The organism is Zongyangia sp. (genome assembly GCF_965361945.1).
Genome location: NZ_CBDTOK010000039.1, coordinates 1 through 17,106 on the forward strand (window position 1 = coordinate 1; position 17,106 = coordinate 17,106).

A 17,106-nucleotide genomic window follows, 5' to 3' on the forward strand; every position below is an offset into this window, starting at 1 on the left:
CCATATGCTGCTATGGCTCAGTCGGTAGAGCGCATCCTTGGTAAGGATGAGGTCACCGGTTCGATTCCGGTTAGCAGCTCCAAGAAAGCCTTAGAATCGTGATGATTCTAAGGCTTTCTTTTTATGTCTGAATTTTTATTTCCCGGCAACGGAAATGTCTATGGAAGTAGTTTTTCTTATATATGGCTTACATCCATATATGGTTTGAGAGAACTATTCAAGGATTGACCCTGGTGTTTCCGACAAATAAACGGTGGAATTCTTCGAAGACTTTTTTGTAATCCTCCCCATAGCAGCTATTTTTTCTCCAGATGAAGGAGAAATCGTGCTGAATATCAAAATTTTCCAGAGGAATTTCCCGAAGAATACCGGTAGCCAGTTCCTCCTGAGCCGCGACCTGATATAAGAAGGTAATACCACAATTGAAGGCAGCTAGGTTTTTTAATGCGGCAATATTGCTAATTTCTGCCTGAAGGGCAAAATCCTGGATGGAAAGATTATAACTTTCCAGATAATGTTCCAGAATATGGCGGGTGCCAGACCCAGATTCCCGAACCAGGAGCCGCTCTCCCAATAGGTCCTGGATGGTGTGGACAGGATGCTGGAAAACATAATGGCGACCACAGACTGGGACAAACCGTTCCTTTGTGAAAAGAAGGCAATCATAGGAGTTTCGGGGAAAAGCGCCCTCTACAATGGCAAAGTCAATCTCCCCTCGGTCTAGCTTGGCCAATAACTGCTCTGTGTCAGCTACTTGCATCTGTATCTGAACCTTCGGATGATTTTGTAAATACTGTGCCAGAAGAGACGGCATAGCAAATTCCCCTACCGTTAAGGTGGCACCAAAGGAAAGGCTTACCTGGCCATCACAGAGATGTTTGATTCGAGCTTTGAGAAGATCAGCATCATGCCGCATGGTCAGTGCAGTTTCTCTCAAAAGTTTTCCTGCGTCTGTTAGCAGCAATTTTTTGCCTTCATATGAAAAAAGGGGGGCGCCATATTGTTCTTCCAGAGCGTGAATCTGGTGTGAAACCGCTGGCTGGGTTATGTGTAATAGTTCTGCGGCCCGAGTAAAATGCATTGTTTCGCAGACGGTTAAAAAAGTGAGAATACGAAAGTCAAGCATAAAATCCCTCCCCTTAATATTATAAAATATATTTATGTAAAAATAAATAATAATCATTTTATTTTATTGGAAAACTCTGCTACAATGATTTCAGACAATAACAACATGAGGGGTAGGATTTGACAAGCATGAAAACCATTAAAACATACGCACCAGGAATTTTACTCTGCCTTGGCATTGCTATTCCGGCATGGCTTTTGGGAAAATGGCTGCCGGTTGTAGGCGGACCTGTATTTGCAATCCTCATCGGCATGGTGATCACGCTGCTGCTTAAGAATAAAGAGTGGTGTGCCAGCGGCGTCACCTTTACCTCAAAAAAGATCCTTCAATATGCGGTGATTCTCCTTGGATTCGGTATGAACCTAACAGAAATTCTCTATCAAGGCAAACAATCGCTTCCCATCATTATTTCCACCATCACTACGTCTCTGGTCGTTGCTTTTGTGTTATATAAAGCCCTTCGTTTACAGAAAAATAGCGCGATCCTGATCGGAGTCGGCTCTTCCATCTGTGGCGGTTCGGCAATTGCCGCCACTGCTCCTGTCATCAATGCCGACGATGAGGAGGTAGCCCAATCCATCTCGGTCATCTTCCTTTTTAATATTCTGGCGGCGCTGATTTTTCCAACCTTGGGCGGTATGCTGGGACTCTCCGACGCAGGCTTTGGCCTGTTTGCTGGCACGGCCATCAACGATACCTCCTCAGTTACAGCTGCAGCCGCTGCATGGGATGGCATCCATGGAAGTAATACACTGGATACGGCAACCATCGTTAAGCTCACCCGAACCCTGGCCATTATCCCCATTACGTTGGTACTGGCCTTTATCCGTACCCGCAAAGCGAAGGCAGAAGACGGCACACGGATTCAGTTAAAAAAGATTTTCCCCTTCTTTGTCCTCTTCTTTGTGCTGGCTTCGGTGGTCACCACTGTCTTCCAGCTGCCGGCGGCAGTGACAAGCCCGCTTAAGGAGCTGAGTAAATTTTTTATCATCATGGCTATGGCAGCCATCGGGCTGAATACCAATATTGTAAAGCTGGTCAAAAGTGGTGGGAAACCCATACTGACAGGATTATGCTGCTGGATCGCCATCGCGCTGGTCAGCCTCGGCATGCAGATGGCTCTGGGCATCTGGTAATCAAGACCCAAAGTATGAGGATAAACAAAAAGGAAGGCACTTCCCTGTGGGAAGTGCCTTCCTTTTATAGTTTATAGAAGGATTTAGCCTTTTAATCCTCTGGCCTGGCGATCCATATCCTCGATAACAATGTCAAAAATTTCCCCTAAAGAAGCGCAGTACTGAAGCACCTGCCAGGGCTCATTGGTATGAAAATGAATTTTAATCAGATTTTCATCGCCCACTGCGAGCAAACAATCTCCCTGGAAGTGCTCCAGAAAGTAGTCGTTGATCACATCCTCATCCAGGTTCTCCCCCTCGATGAGCAGTTGGGTATCATATTTAAATTCCAGCATTTTTCTTCTCCTTTACATGATGAGCTTTAATGAAGCTGTTCTAGTTCATCCAACCATAAGGCGGCCACAGCATCGCTGGGCATCCGCCAATCCCCTCTGGGGGAGAGGGAGACAGATCCTACTTTGGGCCCGTCGGGGAGGCAGGAACGTTTGAACTGCTGAGTAAAGAAGCGGCGATAGAAGGTTTTTAGCCAATGGAGGATAGTTTCACGGTCATATTCACCCTGGAAGGCGTAGACAGCCAGCCGCAGCACCTTTCTGGGGGAGAAACCCCACCGGATGCCATAATACAGGAAGAAGTCATGAAGCTCATAAGGGCCAACAATGTCCTCTGTCTTCTGCTGAATCTCCCCTTCCTTGGCAGGGAGCAGCTCAGGGCTGACCGGCGTTTCCAGAATATCCAGGAGAACTTCCCTCAGCCTGGGATCATCGGCTTTCATGGCCTCATGCCGCACCAGGTGCCGTACCAAAGTCTTGGGAATGGAGGCGTTGACCCCGTACATGGACATATGATCTCCATTGTAGGTGGCCCATCCCAGGGCGAGTTCAGACAAATCCCCGGTGCCTACCACCAGGCCTCCGGTCATGTTGGCGATGTCCATGAGTACTCGCGTCCGCTCCCTGGCTTGGGAATTTTCATAGGTCACATCCCGTTCCTCTGGATTCTTACCAATATCGGCAAAATGACGGTCCACAGCGCCAGCGATGTCGATGGTGCGCAGGGTCACCCCCAGCTGTTCGCAGAGGATTTCTGCATTGCCGCGGGTCCGAGCCGTAGTACCGAAACAGGGCATGGTAGCGGCCACGATATCCGTCCTGGGCCGTCCGGCCAAATCCATTGCCCGAATGGCAACCAAAAGGGCCAAGGCGGAATCCAGCCCGCCAGAGACGCCTACGACAGCTGTCTTCGCGCGGGAATGGTCCAGCCTTTTGAGCAGTCCGTGGGCTTGGATGGAGAGGATATCCTCACAACAGCTTTCCCGCTCAGTTTCGTTGGCGGGAATAAAGGGGCGGCTGCTCACCGGCCGGGTCAGCTGGGTGGGGTGAATGTCGAGAGAAAAGGGAACTTGCAGGTAGCCTTCACCAGCAGAGGAAGGAAAAGTGGTAAACCGGCGGCGCTCAAAGGAGAGACGCTGAACATCGATTTCGCTGATGGTCAGACCTGTGGTGAACTTTCGGCTTTCAGCCAGAATGACGCCGTTTTCCGCGATCAGGTCATGTCCGGCGAACACCATGTCGGTGGTGGATTCCCCCATACCTGCATCGGCATAGAGATAGCCGCAGACAAGCCGTGCCGATTGTCCAGCTACCAGATTCCGGCGGTAGGCGTCTTTGCCTACAGTCTCGTTGCTGGCGGACAGATTGGCAATGACGGTGGCACCAGCTGCCGCATGTCCAATAGAGGGGGGACTATAGGCCCACAGATCTTCGCAGATTTCCACCGCCAGGGTAAACTCCGGCATCTCCCGGCAGGAGAATAGAATCTGGGTTCCGAAGGGAACTGTTTTCCCAAAAAGGGAGGCTTCTTTTATGCCATCAAAAGCGGGAGTAAACTGGCGGCGCTCATAAAATTCACCATAATTGGGTAAAATGGATTTGGGGATGAGCCCCAAGACTTCTCCGTCCTGGCAGACCGCCGCACAGTTATAGAGTTTTCCACCAAAGGAAAAGGGGAAGCCTACAACAACCAACATGTCCGATCCCCGTGATGTTTCCACCACCTTTTTTAATGCCTGCAATGCACCTTCTAACAAGGTCCCTTGTAAGAACAGGTCTCCGCAGGTGTAACCGGTGAGATACAACTCCGGCAGGACCAAAAGCTGTACCTGATGACCGTCAGCCTCCTTGATCATAGCGGCTGCTTGCTCCCCGTTGTATACACAGTCGGCCACCTTGACAGGGGGAGTGGCCACTGCTACCTTAATAAATCCGTCTTTCATCGCACATCCTCGTTTTCTTTTTGTATTTGATCAAGATTTTCTGTCATTCATTCTCAGCGTTGCTCCTTAAGAAGCGCTACCCGCTCCCGGATGGCTTGCAGATGATCTTCCCGTGTTGTGCTGGGATCCTGAATATCATAAAATCTCTGGCAGGGGAGCTCATTACATCCGCCGCAACCAGCAAGTCCCTTTTTGTTGACGCAGCAATCGTAAAGAGGGCAAACCTGAAAACCGAGATAGGAAGCCCAGGACACCTGCCCTTTCAGGGAGCGGCATCCCGCGCAGGCCTGCCCAAAATCTATGCAATCGCTGCAGATGATGCCGCAACTGCTGACCACTTTTTCCATCATGGTTTCCCCCTTTGGCAAGGCTGATACTTCTGGGGGTATTATACCACAAAAGCCAGGCCGATCCTATAGCATTCTGACCACAATTTCCCTTGAAATTTATACATAAATTTTCGAGATAACACTATCTATCATGTGATTTAAATGATATAATATGCCAAATCCTATATCTCCAAAGGCATATTTCATTTTTATCTGGAGGGATGACTGTTGACACCTTTTCATGCAGGCAGAGAAGAAGTTTTGACAAAACTATCGGTTAATGCCGCACAGGGACTTTCTAAAGAGGAAGCTCAGGAGCGGCTCCAACGCTTTGGCCCCAATGCCCTGAAGGCCAAAAAGAAAAAAACGCTGCTGCAGCGCTTTTTGGATCAGTTTAAGGATGTCATGATCTTGATCCTGATTGCGGCCGCTGTCGTCTCTTTTGTGGTGGCGCTGGGCGGACATGACGCCAAGGAATTTTTTGAACCGCTGCTCATCCTGCTGATTGTGATCCTCAACGCGATTTTAGGCGTTTTCCAGGAAAATAAGGCAGAGCGGGCCTTGGACGCCTTAAAAAGCCTGTCGGCTCCCCGGGCACGGGTTCTTCGGGATGGCGTGGAACAGGTCATCGATGCTTCTCAGGTGGTACCGGGAGACATCATCCTGGTGGAGGCCGGAGATTTTATCCCTGCCGACGCCAGGCTTCTGGAGTCCGCCAGCCTGAAATCGGAGGAATCAGCTCTGACCGGAGAATCTGTTCCGGCGGAAAAGGACGCGGCGGCGTCCGTTGAGGAAAATGCGCCTTTGGGAGATCGAATCAATATGATGTATTCCGGATGCTCCGTCACCTATGGCCGTGCCAAAGGAGTGGTTACCGCCACAGGCATGGATACCGAGATGGGTAAAATTGCCGGTCTTTTGGAAGGGGAAGAAGAGACCCAGACGCCGCTACAGCAGAAGCTTGCCAAGCTGGGCAAATATCTGGGATTTTTGGCCCTAGGCGTATGCGCCATTATCTTTGTGGTGGGTATCATCGACGGCATCCCCCTGATGGAAATCTTTATGACGTCGGTCTCCCTGGCAGTATCCGCCATTCCGGAGGGACTTCCCGCCATTGTCACCATTGTCCTCTCCATCGGCGTACAGCGGATGGTAAAGAAAAATGCCATCATCCGCCGTCTTCCCGCGGTGGAAACTTTGGGAAGCGCCTCGGTCATCTGCTCAGATAAGACCGGCACCTTGACCCAAAATCGCATGACCCTGGTCAAGGGATATGACGCAGCTTCTGGCGCCTTGGAGGATATTTCAGAGCACAATGGGGAAAGCATTCGGGCTCTGCTGCGGTATGGGGCTCTTTGCTGCGATGGCGCAGTCTCTTTTGAGGATGGCAAGGAGATCCATATCGGCGATCCTACCGAGACATCCATTATCCTGGCGGCCTATAAAAACGGCATGCCCAAAGAGAAACTCAACGAAGAATTCCCGCGCCTCGCAGAAATTCCCTTTGATTCGGATAGGAAACTGATGACCACTGTCAACCGGATGGATGGGAAAAATGTGGTCATCGTCAAGGGCGCTTTTGATGTACTGGCCCTGCGCTGCACCGCCGGAGATATAGAGCGAGCCCGTCAGGTAACAGAAGATCTGTCCCGAGAGGCTTTGCGGGTATTGGCTGTAGCGATCAAAGAGATCCCCGAGGTTCCCTCTGCCCCCACCAGTGAGGAGCTGGAGCAGGGGCTGACCCTGGTGGGCCTGGTGGGGATGATTGACCCGCCTCGCCCCGAGGCCAGAGAGGCGGTGCGGATCTGCCGGAAAGCCGGCATCAAGCCGGTGATGATTACCGGCGACCATGTGGTGACAGCTTCCGCCATCGCCCGGGATCTGGGCATCCAGCTGGAAGGGGATGACGCCATCACCGGGACAGAACTTGCGGCCATGAGTGAAGAACAGCTGCAGGAGCGGGTCCGGCACATTTCGGTATATGCCCGGGTTTCCCCAGAGGATAAGATCCGTATTGTCAAGGCATGGCAGCGCCAGGGAGAAGTTGTTTCCATGACGGGAGACGGCGTCAACGACGCCCCCGCCCTCAAGGCGGCCGATATAGGCTGCGCCATGGGAATTACCGGTACCGATGTGGCAAAGGGCGCTGCGGATATGACCCTGACGGACGATAATTTTGCCACCATTGTAGACGCGGTCAGGGAAGGCCGAGGCGTCTATGAGAATGTCAAAAAGGTTGTGGCTTTCCTGCTGGGTACCAATATCGGGGAAGTACTCACCGTATTTGTGGCCATGCTGGTGTGGCGGCAATCCCCCCTGCTCTCTATGCAGCTGTTGTGGATCAACCTGGTGACGGACAGTCTCCCCGCCATCGCGTTGGGAATGGAGCCGGTAGAATCAGATGTAATGGAGCATCCGCCGAAACCCAAAGAGGAAGGGATCTTCGCCCATGGGCTGGGTGTGCGCATTGTGTTGCAGGGCGCATTGTTCGCCCTTCTTTCCCTCGTCGCCTTCTGGATCGGTATCTCTACCACCGGCGTCATCGAGGGAGGACGCACCATGGCCTTTATTGTCCTGGCCCTGTCCCAGGTGGTGCATTCCTTTAATATGAGATCCCATCATTCATTGTTTAAAATTGGATTTTTTACCAACAAGTATCTGGGTGGAGCGGCCCTTCTTTCCCTGCTTCTGATGGCCTTTGTGGTGTTTATCCCGCCGGTGGCCACAGCCTTTGGACTGATTCAGCTTTCTGGCGTCCTCTATCTGGAGGCGTTGGGGCTGTCGTTGGTTCCTCTGGTAGTTCTGGAAGTGAGTAAAGCTTTGGGCCTTATTCGCAGCCATCGATAGATCATGAAAGACAATGAACACGCCCGGCATGCAAAAGCATGCCGGGCGTGTTCGCCTATCAGTTTATATCAGAAGGTTGTACATCAAAAGAAAGATAGGAACAAAGCCGCCTATAAGGATCGGGACACTCCATCAGTTCGGACATAATGCAAAACCCTCCAGCCCCCTGAGCCAGGATCTCCGGCACATGGTTCCGATTGATGCCGCCAATGGCATAGACCGGGATCTTTACCGCCTGGCAGACCTCCTTGAGGAAAGAAAGACCCCGGGGAGGGACCCCTTCTTTGCAGCTGGTAGGAAAGATGTGTCCAGCGACCAGATAAGAAGCTCCCATTGCTTGGGCCTCCAGAGCGTCTTCCACACTGTGGACGGATGCCCCTATCTGAGAAAATCCGTTTAGTTCTCCTGAATATTGGCGGAGTAGGTGCAAAGGTAGGTGAAGGTGGGAAGCCCCCTGCCTCCGGGCTGTTTCCAGCCGGGAATTGACAGCCACCGGAACTTCATAGGTGGAACAGATATCCTGGCACTGTTTCCAAAGGATCTCGTATTCGGCCTCTGGGAGATCCTTTTCTCTGAGGATGATCAGCCCCGGTTTGGCACGGGCAAGCTCATGAATGTGGGAGAGAAAGTCCCCGGGACATAACTTCCGATTGGTGACAACGACGACCATTACGCCTGCTCCATCCGGATATAGTCCCGGTATACCGGCTGCATCCCTTTGGCATAGAGCATCTGCTCTACCTCTGCGACCCCACGGGGATCGGAGATTTCGAATTGTTCGTCTCCCTTGGCCTCTTCGTCATGGCCGCCTACCCCCACCTTACTGCCGGCGGAGATTTTGGTGGCGCACATGCCGATGACATTGTCCCGGAATCCCGGCCGCTCCCGGGTGGAAATGCTGATGCCGGCGAAGGGCAGCAGCAGCCGGTAAGAGAGCATGATCTGCAAAAGCTGGGTTTCATGGACATCGTTAGGGTTGTTTTCGGCGTTATTAATGTAAGGACGTAGACGGGGAACCGAGAAAGAAACCTCCGCATGAGGATATTTTTTCTGTAACAGGCTGGCGTGAAGTCCAGCGGCAAAGGCATCTTTCCGGAAATTACCCAGCCCCAAAAGGGCACCGACGCCGACTCCGCGCATACCGCCGAGCAGCGCCCGCTCTTGGGCGTTGAAACGGTAAGCGAAATCAGCTTTTGGCCCAGCCAGATGAACCTCTTTATAGCGGACGCGGTCATAGGTCTCCTGGTAAACACTGACAAAATCAGCGCCGCACTGCTGGATATAGGCATACTCGTCTGTGTCCATGGGATAGACCTCGATGCCAATGGTCGTAAAGTACTTTTTGGCAATTTCACAGGCGTGACCGATATATTCCACATCCGAGTGGTACCGGGATTCCCCAGTGAGGATGAGAATCTCTCTCAGCCCGGTTTTGGCGATGTTGCGCAGCTCGGTGTCAATTTCATCATAGGTGAGCTTCCCGCGGTGGATTTTATTGGTACAGTTAAATCCGCAGTAAGTACAGTGGTTGACACAGTAGTTGGCGATATAGAGAGGAGTATAGAGTCCGGCAGTATTGCCGAAGTGGCAGGCGGTTTCCTGTTTGGCGCGCCGTGCCATCTGCTCCAGATAGGGCTGGGCCGCCGGGGAGAGGAGCGCCCCATAGTCCTCTAAGGAAATGCTGTCCTTTTCCAGAGCTCGAAGGACATCGTCGCCGGTGTAAGCGGAAAAATCGACAGCATCATAGGCTTCCAGTACAGTGTCCATCAGCGGCCGCTCCAGATTGACTTTGAGTTTTTCTACATTGATCGTATTCATGAAAAAGCCCCCTAGTCCTGCAGAAATCCGGTGAGGGGAGAGGAGGCTTCTCCCTCATATTCCAGCACCCGGCCGGGACCGGCGAGATAGCCTTCCCGTCCCGCTTCTACTGCCAGTTTAAAGGCGTGAGCCATTGCCACTACATCCCGAGCGGTGGCCACAGCGGTGTTAGCCAGTACGGCGTCAGCGCCAAGCTCCATGGCCTCACAGGCGTGGGAGGGACGTCCAATACCAGCGTCCACTACGATGGGAAGGTCAATTTCATCGATGAGCATCTTGACGAAATCCCGGGTGATGAGGCCCTTATTGCTGCCGATAGGGGCAGCGAGAGGCATGATGGCCGCAGCTCCGGCGTTGACAAGATCCCGTGCCGCCATCAGGTCAGGGCTGATGTAGGGCAGTACAACAAATCCCTCTTTGGCCAGGATTTCGGTTGCCTTGATGGTCTCATAGTTATCCGGCATCAGGTATTTGCTGTCCCGGATGACCTCAATTTTGATAAAGTCGCCACAGCCCAGTTCCCGGGCCAGCCGGGCGATGCGAACCGCCTCCTCGGCGTTGCGGGCGCCGGAGGTATTGGGCAGCAGGGTCACCGTTTTGGGAATGTAATCGAGGATGTTGCCCTCACCGCCTAAATTGGCCCGGCGCAGGGCGAGGGTGACCATTTCGGTGCCGCTGGCCTCGATGGCTGCGGCAGTTTTATCCAAAGAGAATTTACCGGTGCCCAGGAAAAAGCGGGAATGAAATTCCCGGGGCCCGATTTTTAAAGTGTCTTTCATATTGTTCGCTCCTTTGTTTGAAATGCGGATATACACAGGTTATGGTTCCTCCATCCCCAGCAATAGCCGGAGAACCATGTTGGCTTGATGGCCGGCACAGACTGACACCCGAGGAGCCATGAGTCCTTGTCCCGGCTGGGCTTCGCTGACAAGATCGCCACAGAGGTAGAGCCGGGAAAGCTTCCTCCGGGTTTCGATCTCATTGGCGCTGCCATAGCCGGCCATCCCGGAGGCAGCTACCACCTTGGCCTGAGGCAGCCCTTCCAGCACCGCAGCCACCAGCTCCGCCTTGGATTGCGGCCGGTCCAAGGCCTCACAGATCACCTGGCAACCAGAAAAAATTTCCGCCGCGTTTTGAGCGGTAAGGCGTACGGTGTGGGTTTTTACCTGGATAAAGGGGTTGATCTGGCGGATTTGTTCCTGCAGCGCCTGGGTTTTGTACTGGCCTAGATGGGAAATAAAATAGTGCTGGCGGTTGAGGTTGCTGGGCTCCACCAGGTCAAAGTCGGCCAGCACCAGCTCTCCTATGCCAGTGCGGGCCAGCATGACCGCAATGTTGGAGCCAAGGCCTCCCAGCCCCGCGATGCCCACCTTGGCCTTTTTGACCCGCTCATGGACAAAGGGGGTATGGCGGGCAGCCATCATACTTTCCAGCTGCTCTTCTGAGGGCAGCTCCCCCCGACGGATCAGAACGACAGTGTCGCCATCTTGAAGGGGGAGATCCTCATCCGTTTGAAAACCGTTATAAATGAATACGTCAGCGTCCGGACAGTACTGCTCCTGCAGCGCGCGGAGGGAAAGGGGGGAGGAGAGCAGCAGCTTTTTTCCGTTAAGTGAGATCTCCATGGGATCAGCCTCCGCCTACAAAGCTGACAATTTCCACCTGGTCAGAATCCATCAGGGTAACAGAGGAAAACTGGGCTTTGGGGACAATCTGGCCATTGCGCTCTACCGCTACCTTGTCGGTGGGATAGCCCTGCTCCTGCAGGAATGCCAGCAGGGACATCTCTTTTGACAGTGCCACCTGTTTGCCATTGACCTTCATTTGCGTCTCATCTCCTTTGTAAAATCAAGAATCCTGGACAGAGCCACAGAATCAAAAGCGGGAGCGGGCAAAGAAAAAAGCCAAGCCCACCGGATACGGTAGGTTTGGCTTCTGTTTGCAAATATAAATACGAAACTCCCTACGCCGGTATTAACCGTACAGGTTCCATGGGTAAGAGGACACACCTCACTCTCAGCCAATTTCATTGGCTCCCCAGTTCTTCTGCAACTATTGATTTTTTCCAAGGATCTTACCTTTTTAGTATAGCGCAGTTTTTGTCGGTGTCAATAGTTTCCGCAGGGAAAAAAGACGGCTTTGTATCTCTGAAGTTGAAAAAGAGAAATATAAGATGAATCTTGGATAAACTGTATTTTTTCTTTGAATAAATGAAAGGAATAGTTGTTGGTAAAAGTTTCATGTGTTAAAATGTTTGAAAATCAAATAAAAATCAGAAAAACAATAAAAAGCGGAGAAACCTTATGCTTAAACATCCAACCACAAAATTTTATCGGAGAACCAGCCAGCTTCTTCTGATTTTGGTGTTGCTCCTCTCTTGTTCTTTTACCACCGCCCTTTTGATTACCCGGTCGGGATATCAGAAGAAACTCCAGGCGTTAAACAACCGTCTGGAGGAAGAAACAGCCCTTCAGCAACAGGAGGATAAGCCACAGGATACGCCGCCCCAGAAAGAGGAAAGCACTGCTGCGGCTTGGGAACCGGAAGTTCTGGACTATGCGTCTCTGTTTCCCAATTTATATGTAGAACCGCCTACCAAGCGGGAAGTAGCCGAAAAAACAGTATATTTGACTTTTGACGATGGCCCCTCTCCTCTGACGCCCCAGGTCTTGGATATTTTAAAAGAAAAACAGGTGAAGGCCACCTTTTTTGTCACGGGACAGGAAGGAGAGCAGGCCAAAGAACGGATGCAGAGGATTGTCAGCGAAGGCCATGCCATCGGAGTGCATACCTACAGCCACGACTACCGACAGATCTATCAGACGGTGGATACCTTTTTGGAGGATTTTGATAAGGAATTCCGGTTGATTGAGGGATACACAGGGGTGAAGCCGAAAATTTTCCGCTTTGCCGGTGGCAGTATCAACGCCTTTAATATGGATAATTACCATATGATTATTGGGGAGATGGTCCGCCGGGGATTTACCTATTTTGATTGGAACGTATCCGCCCAGGACGCCAGCAAAAAGGCGACAAAACAGTCGATCCATGACAGCATTATCTGTGGCGCGAAAGATAAAAATAGATGTATCATCTTACTTCACGACAGCGGGGACAAGGCCGACACCATTGCCGTTTTGCCCCAGGTCATCGATACCCTCAAAAGCCAGGGCTACACTTTCGCACCTTTGACTAATGAAGTACAGCCCATTGTCTTTCCCTATGAAAGAATTGGCTAATGCAAAAAATAAAAGCCAGTCGGAAGATTCCGGCTGGCTTTTTGGTTAGCCCAGTTTACAGCCCAAACAGTGAGCGATGAGGATTGCCTGGGGCACGTCGATGAGGGTATCCTGCATCTTCACTTGACGCATGTCCACACCATCAATCAGAGATCCTTGCATATCCGCTTTCTTCAAATTGGCCCCGGCCAATTGGGCCCGGGTAAAATTACAGTTTCGCATCTTTGCCTTTTCTAGGTTACAGTTTTGGAGGTTGGCTCCGCTGAAATTGATATTATCCAGGCAAAGGCCTCGCAGGTCACTGTCGGCCAGGTAACAGTCCGAGAAATTGCCGCCTTGGATTTCGATACCGGTGAACACAGCGCCGGAAAAGGTGGATCCGATACATTTACACTGGATCAAGGTGGCGCCGAAGAGACTGCAGCCGGAAAAAGTACAGCCGGCGAAGGCGGTATATTGATGGTGGGATTCGTTGAGCCTTGCAAAGGTAAAGTCACAGTAGTGGAAGGTACATCCTTTGGTAACCAGTGCCGCCATGTCCATGCCCCGGAAGCTGCAGCGGGTAAAGGAAACATGGTGTAATTCCCGGTCAGCAAAGTCTGTGCCCTGAAATTTCTTGCCTTCGAATGTCGCATATTCTGGGAAGGTCTGATTCATTAATTCTGCTCCTCATTCATGGTAGAGGTGTAGTCCCGATCCACCGTAATGACAGTGTAATACTGGCGCCCAATTTCTTTGACACGGCAGGAAATGAGGTGGCACAATTCCTTATCGGACGTTGGGAAGTCTATGGGGACGGATACGTCAAAGATCAAATTGGAATGGGTGGACCCAAAGACCACACGAAAATCATGCATGGAAATTTGGGGGGAGACGTCCTTCAAAATCTGTTCCAGCTGGTCCCGCAGCTGGTTAATCCGGGCATCGTCGGTGACGATGGGATCTAGGTGGATCACCAGATGGATGTGAAAGTTATTCATAAAATCGTGCTCAATGTTGTCGATGATGTCATGGCTGACCAGAATATCCTGGCTGGCCGGTACCTCTACATGCACCGAGGCAAAACAACGGTCAGGACCGTAATTGTGGATGACCAGATCGTGGATACCGATGACACCGTCATAGCTGAGGATGGTATGGTGGATTCTTTCTACCAATTCCTTATCGGGCGCCATACCCAGCAGGGGGTTGGCGGTTTCAATGACCAGGCGGATGCCGGAGAAGATGATGAAGGCGGCCACCAGGATGCCCAGATAACCATCCAATTGCCAGCTGGTGAAATGGGCAAGAAGAGAACCGATAAGTACGGCAGAGGTGGAATAGACGTCGTTTAAACTGTCTGCCGCCGTAGCCTGCAGAGCCTCTGAACGGATGCGCTTGCCCACCTGCCGGTTAAATAAACCCTGCCACAACTTGACGCCAATAGAGATAAGCAGAACAACAATCGTCAACCAACTAAAGGTCTCCTCTTCCGGGTGTATCACCTTGGAGAAGGAAGAAGAGATCAGCTGGAAGCCCAGAAAGATAATAACAAAGGAAACAATCATCCCAGTGATATATTCCATCCGGGCATGGCCGTAAGGATGTTTTTTGTCAGCTGGCTTTCCGGAAAGTTTAAAACCTACCAGGGTGATGATGGAAGAACCGGCATCGGACAGGTTATTGACGGCATCGGCAACCACAGCGATACTCCGGAATAAGAGACCGGCAACAATTTTAATAGCAAATAAAAACAGATTCGAGACAATGCCAACCGCTCCGGCCAGTTTGCCGTAGTTTTCCCGTACAGCGGGATTTCCAGTATCCTGATAATTTTTAATAAATTTTTGAATAATGAAATCAGTCATCAGATTCTCTCCCATCAGAGAAATGTAGTTAAAATGGCATCAAGTTTCTTTACTATATATAAAGAAAGCAGCGTTGCACTATCCAGCCGTGTTTGTAGGGGGAGGGGTGCAAAGCGCGTATTCTTTATTTTAACATTGATGCAGAGCTTCAACAAGGGATTTGCAAAAGGATCTTTGAAAAAAGCCAAGTTTTCAGCGAAAAATACAAAGAAACACACGCAATATCTGGAAAATCTCTGCCTGTTGGAATCGTGTGGAAAAAAACAGAGATATTTATCCATTTTGTTGCCATTATATAATAAAAATGCAATAAAAATTTGGAAAAGGAAGAAAACAAAACCAATTTTTTTGTGAGCTCTGTCAAAAAAATTAAATAGTCGACAAATAGTAACAAATAAATGACAAATAAAAGAAAATAATATTGCAAATATAGCGAATGCCGTCTATAATAGCGTCATCGGGCAAACGAGAGCTCGAAAATAAATCAAATTCCAGGAGGAAAAAGAATGAAAAGAGTATTGTCTCTTGTGCTGGCCTTGGTTATGTGCTTTAGCCTGGCAGCCGCTTCTTTCGCAATCGACATCAAAGAGGGTATCGTCTTCAAATATTTGACCAATGAGAACGGCGACAATTACACCACCGAGATGGACGCACCCCCCAGCCCGGTCTATGTTAATAGTGACGACTTTTATGTCCTGCCTAAATCCGAGGGCGTAGTTAACGCGTTTCAGTTCCCCGCAACCGCCGAGGACAAGAGCGGCGCATGGACAGAGACCGAGATCACCGATGTCTCCATCGTAAGCGGTAGCACCACCATCCAGGCTGCTTACTATTACGATGATAAGGGAAACAATCCTAAGAACAACTGGATCATCCAGATCCGCCCGGAGGACCTGGCCGCTGTTAAGGGCTACGATGTAAAGGTAGTAGTTACCGCTGAGAGCACTTCCTTTACCCCCGACTCCACCGGTTCTGGCACTGGTGAGACCAAAACCACCCTGTTTGAGGATAGCTTCACCTTCACTGTTCAGGACAGCGACATGATCGGTGCTTCTGACATCGATTACGCAAGACTGAACAACAACAATGTTGTTGACACCAACGGCAGATATGTTGTTTCCTACCTGGCATTCCAGGCAATCAAAGAGGGCGAGGAGTTTGTCTTCCCCTATGATGGTTACAAGGTAACTGTAGGCGCTGGCATTGAGGAGACCCTCAACTTCCGCGCTCAGCATGAGTCCATTGACAAGGTTGCTGAGAAATACGGCGAGGATAACATTCTTGCGCTTCTGGCCTTTGCCGATCAGAACAAGCAGCCCCAGACCCTGAAAATCGATGTAGAGGCAACCGAGTTTAGTTCTACCCACACTGGCAACAAGGCTTATGTTTACAGAATTGAGGGCGAGGACCTAGTTCTGGTAAGCGACAACGCTACTTATGACGAGGCAAGAGAGTTTGTCTCCTTCGAGACCGACCGTCTGGGCGCATTTGTGATCTCCGCTAACGAGATCGAGGGCGCTATCAACTCCGGCGATCAGGGTTCTAACGGCGCGGCTGGCGACAAGGAGAACCCCAGCACCGGTGCGAACGATGTCATCGGCCTGGCCGTAACCGGCGCTATCGTTGCTGCCGCCGCTGGTTTTGTAGCACTGAAAAAATAGTCTGACGAAAGAACAGATTTTGTAATTAAAAAGGAGTACCACATGGTACTCCTTTTTAATTTTACCGTACAAGCTTTGTCTATTTCGCTAAAAACGCAGCGGCTTTTTTTAGAGATTACAGAAAAGTTACAGAAAAATAGAAAAAGTTAAAAAAAAGTATTGCAATTTAGAAGCCGGGTGATATAATAAGAGTCAGACAAGGGAGACCTTGTCAAAAAAGAAAGAAAATTTTAGGAGGAAACACCAATGAAAAAGGCATTAGCACTCATTCTTGCAGTTGTTATGTGCATCGGCATGGCTTCCGTAGCTTTTGCTATTGACACAACTACTGCTATCGCTCAATGGGCTTGGTATGATGCAGATGGCGTTGGCCAGCAGCTGACCAATGGTACCATCGCTTATGTAGCAGGCGAGACTTTCTACGTTACTGTAGGTAATGGTCAGGAGCAGTTGGAGATCACCAACGCTGAAGTAACCCAGGGTTCCACCACTGTTTACACCCCGGCTTACTACAATGACACTGAAGGCAATCAGCCTCTGGGATGGGTTGTTCAGATGAAGACCCAGGACATCGCAGCTGTCAAAGATTATGACATGGTTCTGCATGTTGAAGCTAAAGATGCCGCTGGCAACGCTTATGAAGGCGACATTACTCTGGTTGTTAAAGACACCGGCGTTATCGACGAGAACGACATCAACAAAGCAAGAATCGATGGCGACTTCGAAGTTGCTACCAACGGTCGCTATGTTGTTTCCGCTGACGCATTCAAAGCCATCAAATCCGGCGAGACCTTCAAATTCCCCTACAACGGCTATGCTCTGAATGTA

At 50.6% G+C, this 17,106-nt stretch carries 17 protein-coding genes, 1 tRNA gene and 1 riboswitch; of the genes, 7 read left to right on the forward strand and 11 right to left on the reverse strand.

Annotated features, from left to right (window positions below; all coding sequences use genetic code 11):
* Positions 1-6: 6 nt before the first annotated feature.
* Positions 7-82: transfer RNA gene (locus ACZ25G_RS02420), tRNA-Thr, on the forward strand.
* A 135-nt stretch (positions 83-217) separates the two neighbouring features.
* Here ACZ25G_RS02420 and ACZ25G_RS02425 read toward each other — a convergent pair.
* Positions 218-1,183, reverse strand: a complete 966-nt coding sequence (locus ACZ25G_RS02425) for a LysR family transcriptional regulator (protein ID WP_463681419.1) — start codon at positions 1,181-1,183, stop codon at positions 218-220.
* Between the two features lie 71 nt (positions 1,184-1,254).
* Between ACZ25G_RS02425 and ACZ25G_RS02430 the strand changes: the two genes are divergently transcribed.
* Entirely contained in the window at positions 1,255-2,262 is a 1,008-nt protein-coding gene (locus tag ACZ25G_RS02430; RefSeq protein WP_463681420.1) for a YeiH family protein, read from the forward strand.
* A gap of 83 nt (positions 2,263-2,345) precedes the next feature.
* Here ACZ25G_RS02430 and ACZ25G_RS02435 read toward each other — a convergent pair whose 3' ends face one another.
* From ACZ25G_RS02435 to ACZ25G_RS02445, 3 genes are read right to left on the reverse strand one after another with little or no spacing between them, the layout of a single operon-like run.
* Positions 2,346-2,597: a kinase to dihydroxyacetone kinase gene (locus ACZ25G_RS02435; protein WP_463681421.1), complete on the reverse strand. Its 252-nt coding sequence runs from the start codon at positions 2,595-2,597 to the stop codon at positions 2,346-2,348.
* A gap of 26 nt (positions 2,598-2,623) precedes the next feature.
* A complete protein-coding gene (locus ACZ25G_RS02440) occupies positions 2,624-4,537 on the reverse strand; it encodes an NAD(+) synthase (RefSeq protein ID WP_463681422.1) in 1,914 nt (637 codons plus the stop codon).
* A gap of 53 nt (positions 4,538-4,590) precedes the next feature.
* Positions 4,591-4,884 carry a DUF3795 domain-containing protein gene (locus tag ACZ25G_RS02445; RefSeq protein ID WP_191483013.1) on the reverse strand — a complete coding sequence of 98 codons (294 nt, stop codon included), beginning with the start codon at positions 4,882-4,884 and terminating at the stop codon, positions 4,591-4,593.
* A 210-nt stretch (positions 4,885-5,094) separates the two neighbouring features.
* Here ACZ25G_RS02445 and ACZ25G_RS02450 point away from each other — a divergent pair, with 210 nt between their 5' ends.
* Entirely contained in the window at positions 5,095-7,713 is a 2,619-nt protein-coding gene (locus ACZ25G_RS02450; RefSeq protein ID WP_463681423.1) for a calcium-translocating P-type ATPase, PMCA-type, read from the forward strand.
* Between the two features lie 58 nt (positions 7,714-7,771).
* Here the strand turns inward: ACZ25G_RS02450 and ACZ25G_RS02455 are convergent, their stop codons facing one another.
* Genes ACZ25G_RS02455 through thiS form a run of 5 tightly spaced genes read right to left on the reverse strand, consistent with a single transcriptional unit; the run spans position 7,772 to position 11,355 of the window.
* Positions 7,772-8,383, reverse strand: a complete 612-nt coding sequence (locus ACZ25G_RS02455) for a thiamine phosphate synthase (RefSeq protein ID WP_463681424.1) — start codon at positions 8,381-8,383, stop codon at positions 7,772-7,774.
* Positions 8,383-9,531, reverse strand: coding sequence for a 2-iminoacetate synthase ThiH (thiH, locus tag ACZ25G_RS02460; RefSeq protein ID WP_191483016.1), 1,149 nt, complete (start codon positions 9,529-9,531; stop codon positions 8,383-8,385). Before thiH ends, ACZ25G_RS02455 begins: the two co-directional genes overlap by 1 nt.
* A gap of 11 nt (positions 9,532-9,542) precedes the next feature.
* A complete protein-coding gene (locus tag ACZ25G_RS02465; RefSeq protein WP_191510277.1) occupies positions 9,543-10,310 on the reverse strand; it encodes a thiazole synthase in 768 nt (255 codons plus the stop codon).
* A gap of 39 nt (positions 10,311-10,349) precedes the next feature.
* Complete coding sequence (gene thiF, locus ACZ25G_RS02470) at positions 10,350-11,156, reverse strand: sulfur carrier protein ThiS adenylyltransferase ThiF (RefSeq protein ID WP_191483017.1); 807 nt, start codon at positions 11,154-11,156, stop codon at positions 10,350-10,352.
* A gap of 4 nt (positions 11,157-11,160) precedes the next feature.
* A complete protein-coding gene (gene thiS, locus ACZ25G_RS02475; protein ID WP_191483018.1) occupies positions 11,161-11,355 on the reverse strand; it encodes a sulfur carrier protein ThiS in 195 nt (64 codons plus the stop codon).
* A gap of 119 nt (positions 11,356-11,474) precedes the next feature.
* Positions 11,475-11,581, reverse strand: a riboswitch (TPP riboswitch).
* Between the two features lie 253 nt (positions 11,582-11,834).
* Here thiS and ACZ25G_RS02480 point away from each other — a divergent pair.
* Complete coding sequence (locus ACZ25G_RS02480; protein WP_463681425.1) at positions 11,835-12,770, forward strand: polysaccharide deacetylase family protein; 936 nt, start codon at positions 11,835-11,837, stop codon at positions 12,768-12,770.
* Positions 12,771-12,815: 45 nt separating this feature from the next.
* On the opposite strand, the gene ACZ25G_RS02485 is transcribed toward ACZ25G_RS02480, so the two are convergent.
* Positions 12,816-13,427, reverse strand: coding sequence for a pentapeptide repeat-containing protein (locus tag ACZ25G_RS02485; RefSeq protein ID WP_463681426.1), 612 nt, complete (start codon positions 13,425-13,427; stop codon positions 12,816-12,818).
* The gene (locus ACZ25G_RS02490; protein ID WP_463681427.1) at positions 13,427-14,617 is read right to left on the reverse strand and encodes a cation diffusion facilitator family transporter; all 1,191 of its coding nucleotides are present in this window, start codon (positions 14,615-14,617) and stop codon (positions 13,427-13,429) included. Before ACZ25G_RS02490 ends, ACZ25G_RS02485 begins: the two co-directional genes overlap by 1 nt.
* On the opposite strand from ACZ25G_RS02490, the gene ACZ25G_RS02495 reads away from it, so the two are divergent.
* The 3 genes from ACZ25G_RS02495 to ACZ25G_RS02505 all read left to right on the forward strand — a co-directional run.
* On the forward strand, positions 14,597-14,971 hold the full coding sequence (locus ACZ25G_RS02495; RefSeq protein WP_463681428.1) for a hypothetical protein: 375 nt from the start codon (positions 14,597-14,599) through the stop codon (positions 14,969-14,971). The genes ACZ25G_RS02490 and ACZ25G_RS02495 overlap by 21 nt on opposite strands.
* A 152-nt stretch (positions 14,972-15,123) precedes the next feature.
* A complete protein-coding gene (locus ACZ25G_RS02500) occupies positions 15,124-16,278 on the forward strand; it encodes an LPXTG cell wall anchor domain-containing protein (RefSeq protein WP_463681429.1) in 1,155 nt (384 codons plus the stop codon).
* 246 nt (positions 16,279-16,524) lie between these two features.
* The coding region (locus ACZ25G_RS02505; RefSeq protein ID WP_463681430.1) for an acid shock protein at positions 16,525-17,106 on the forward strand (582 nt) is incomplete at its 3' end.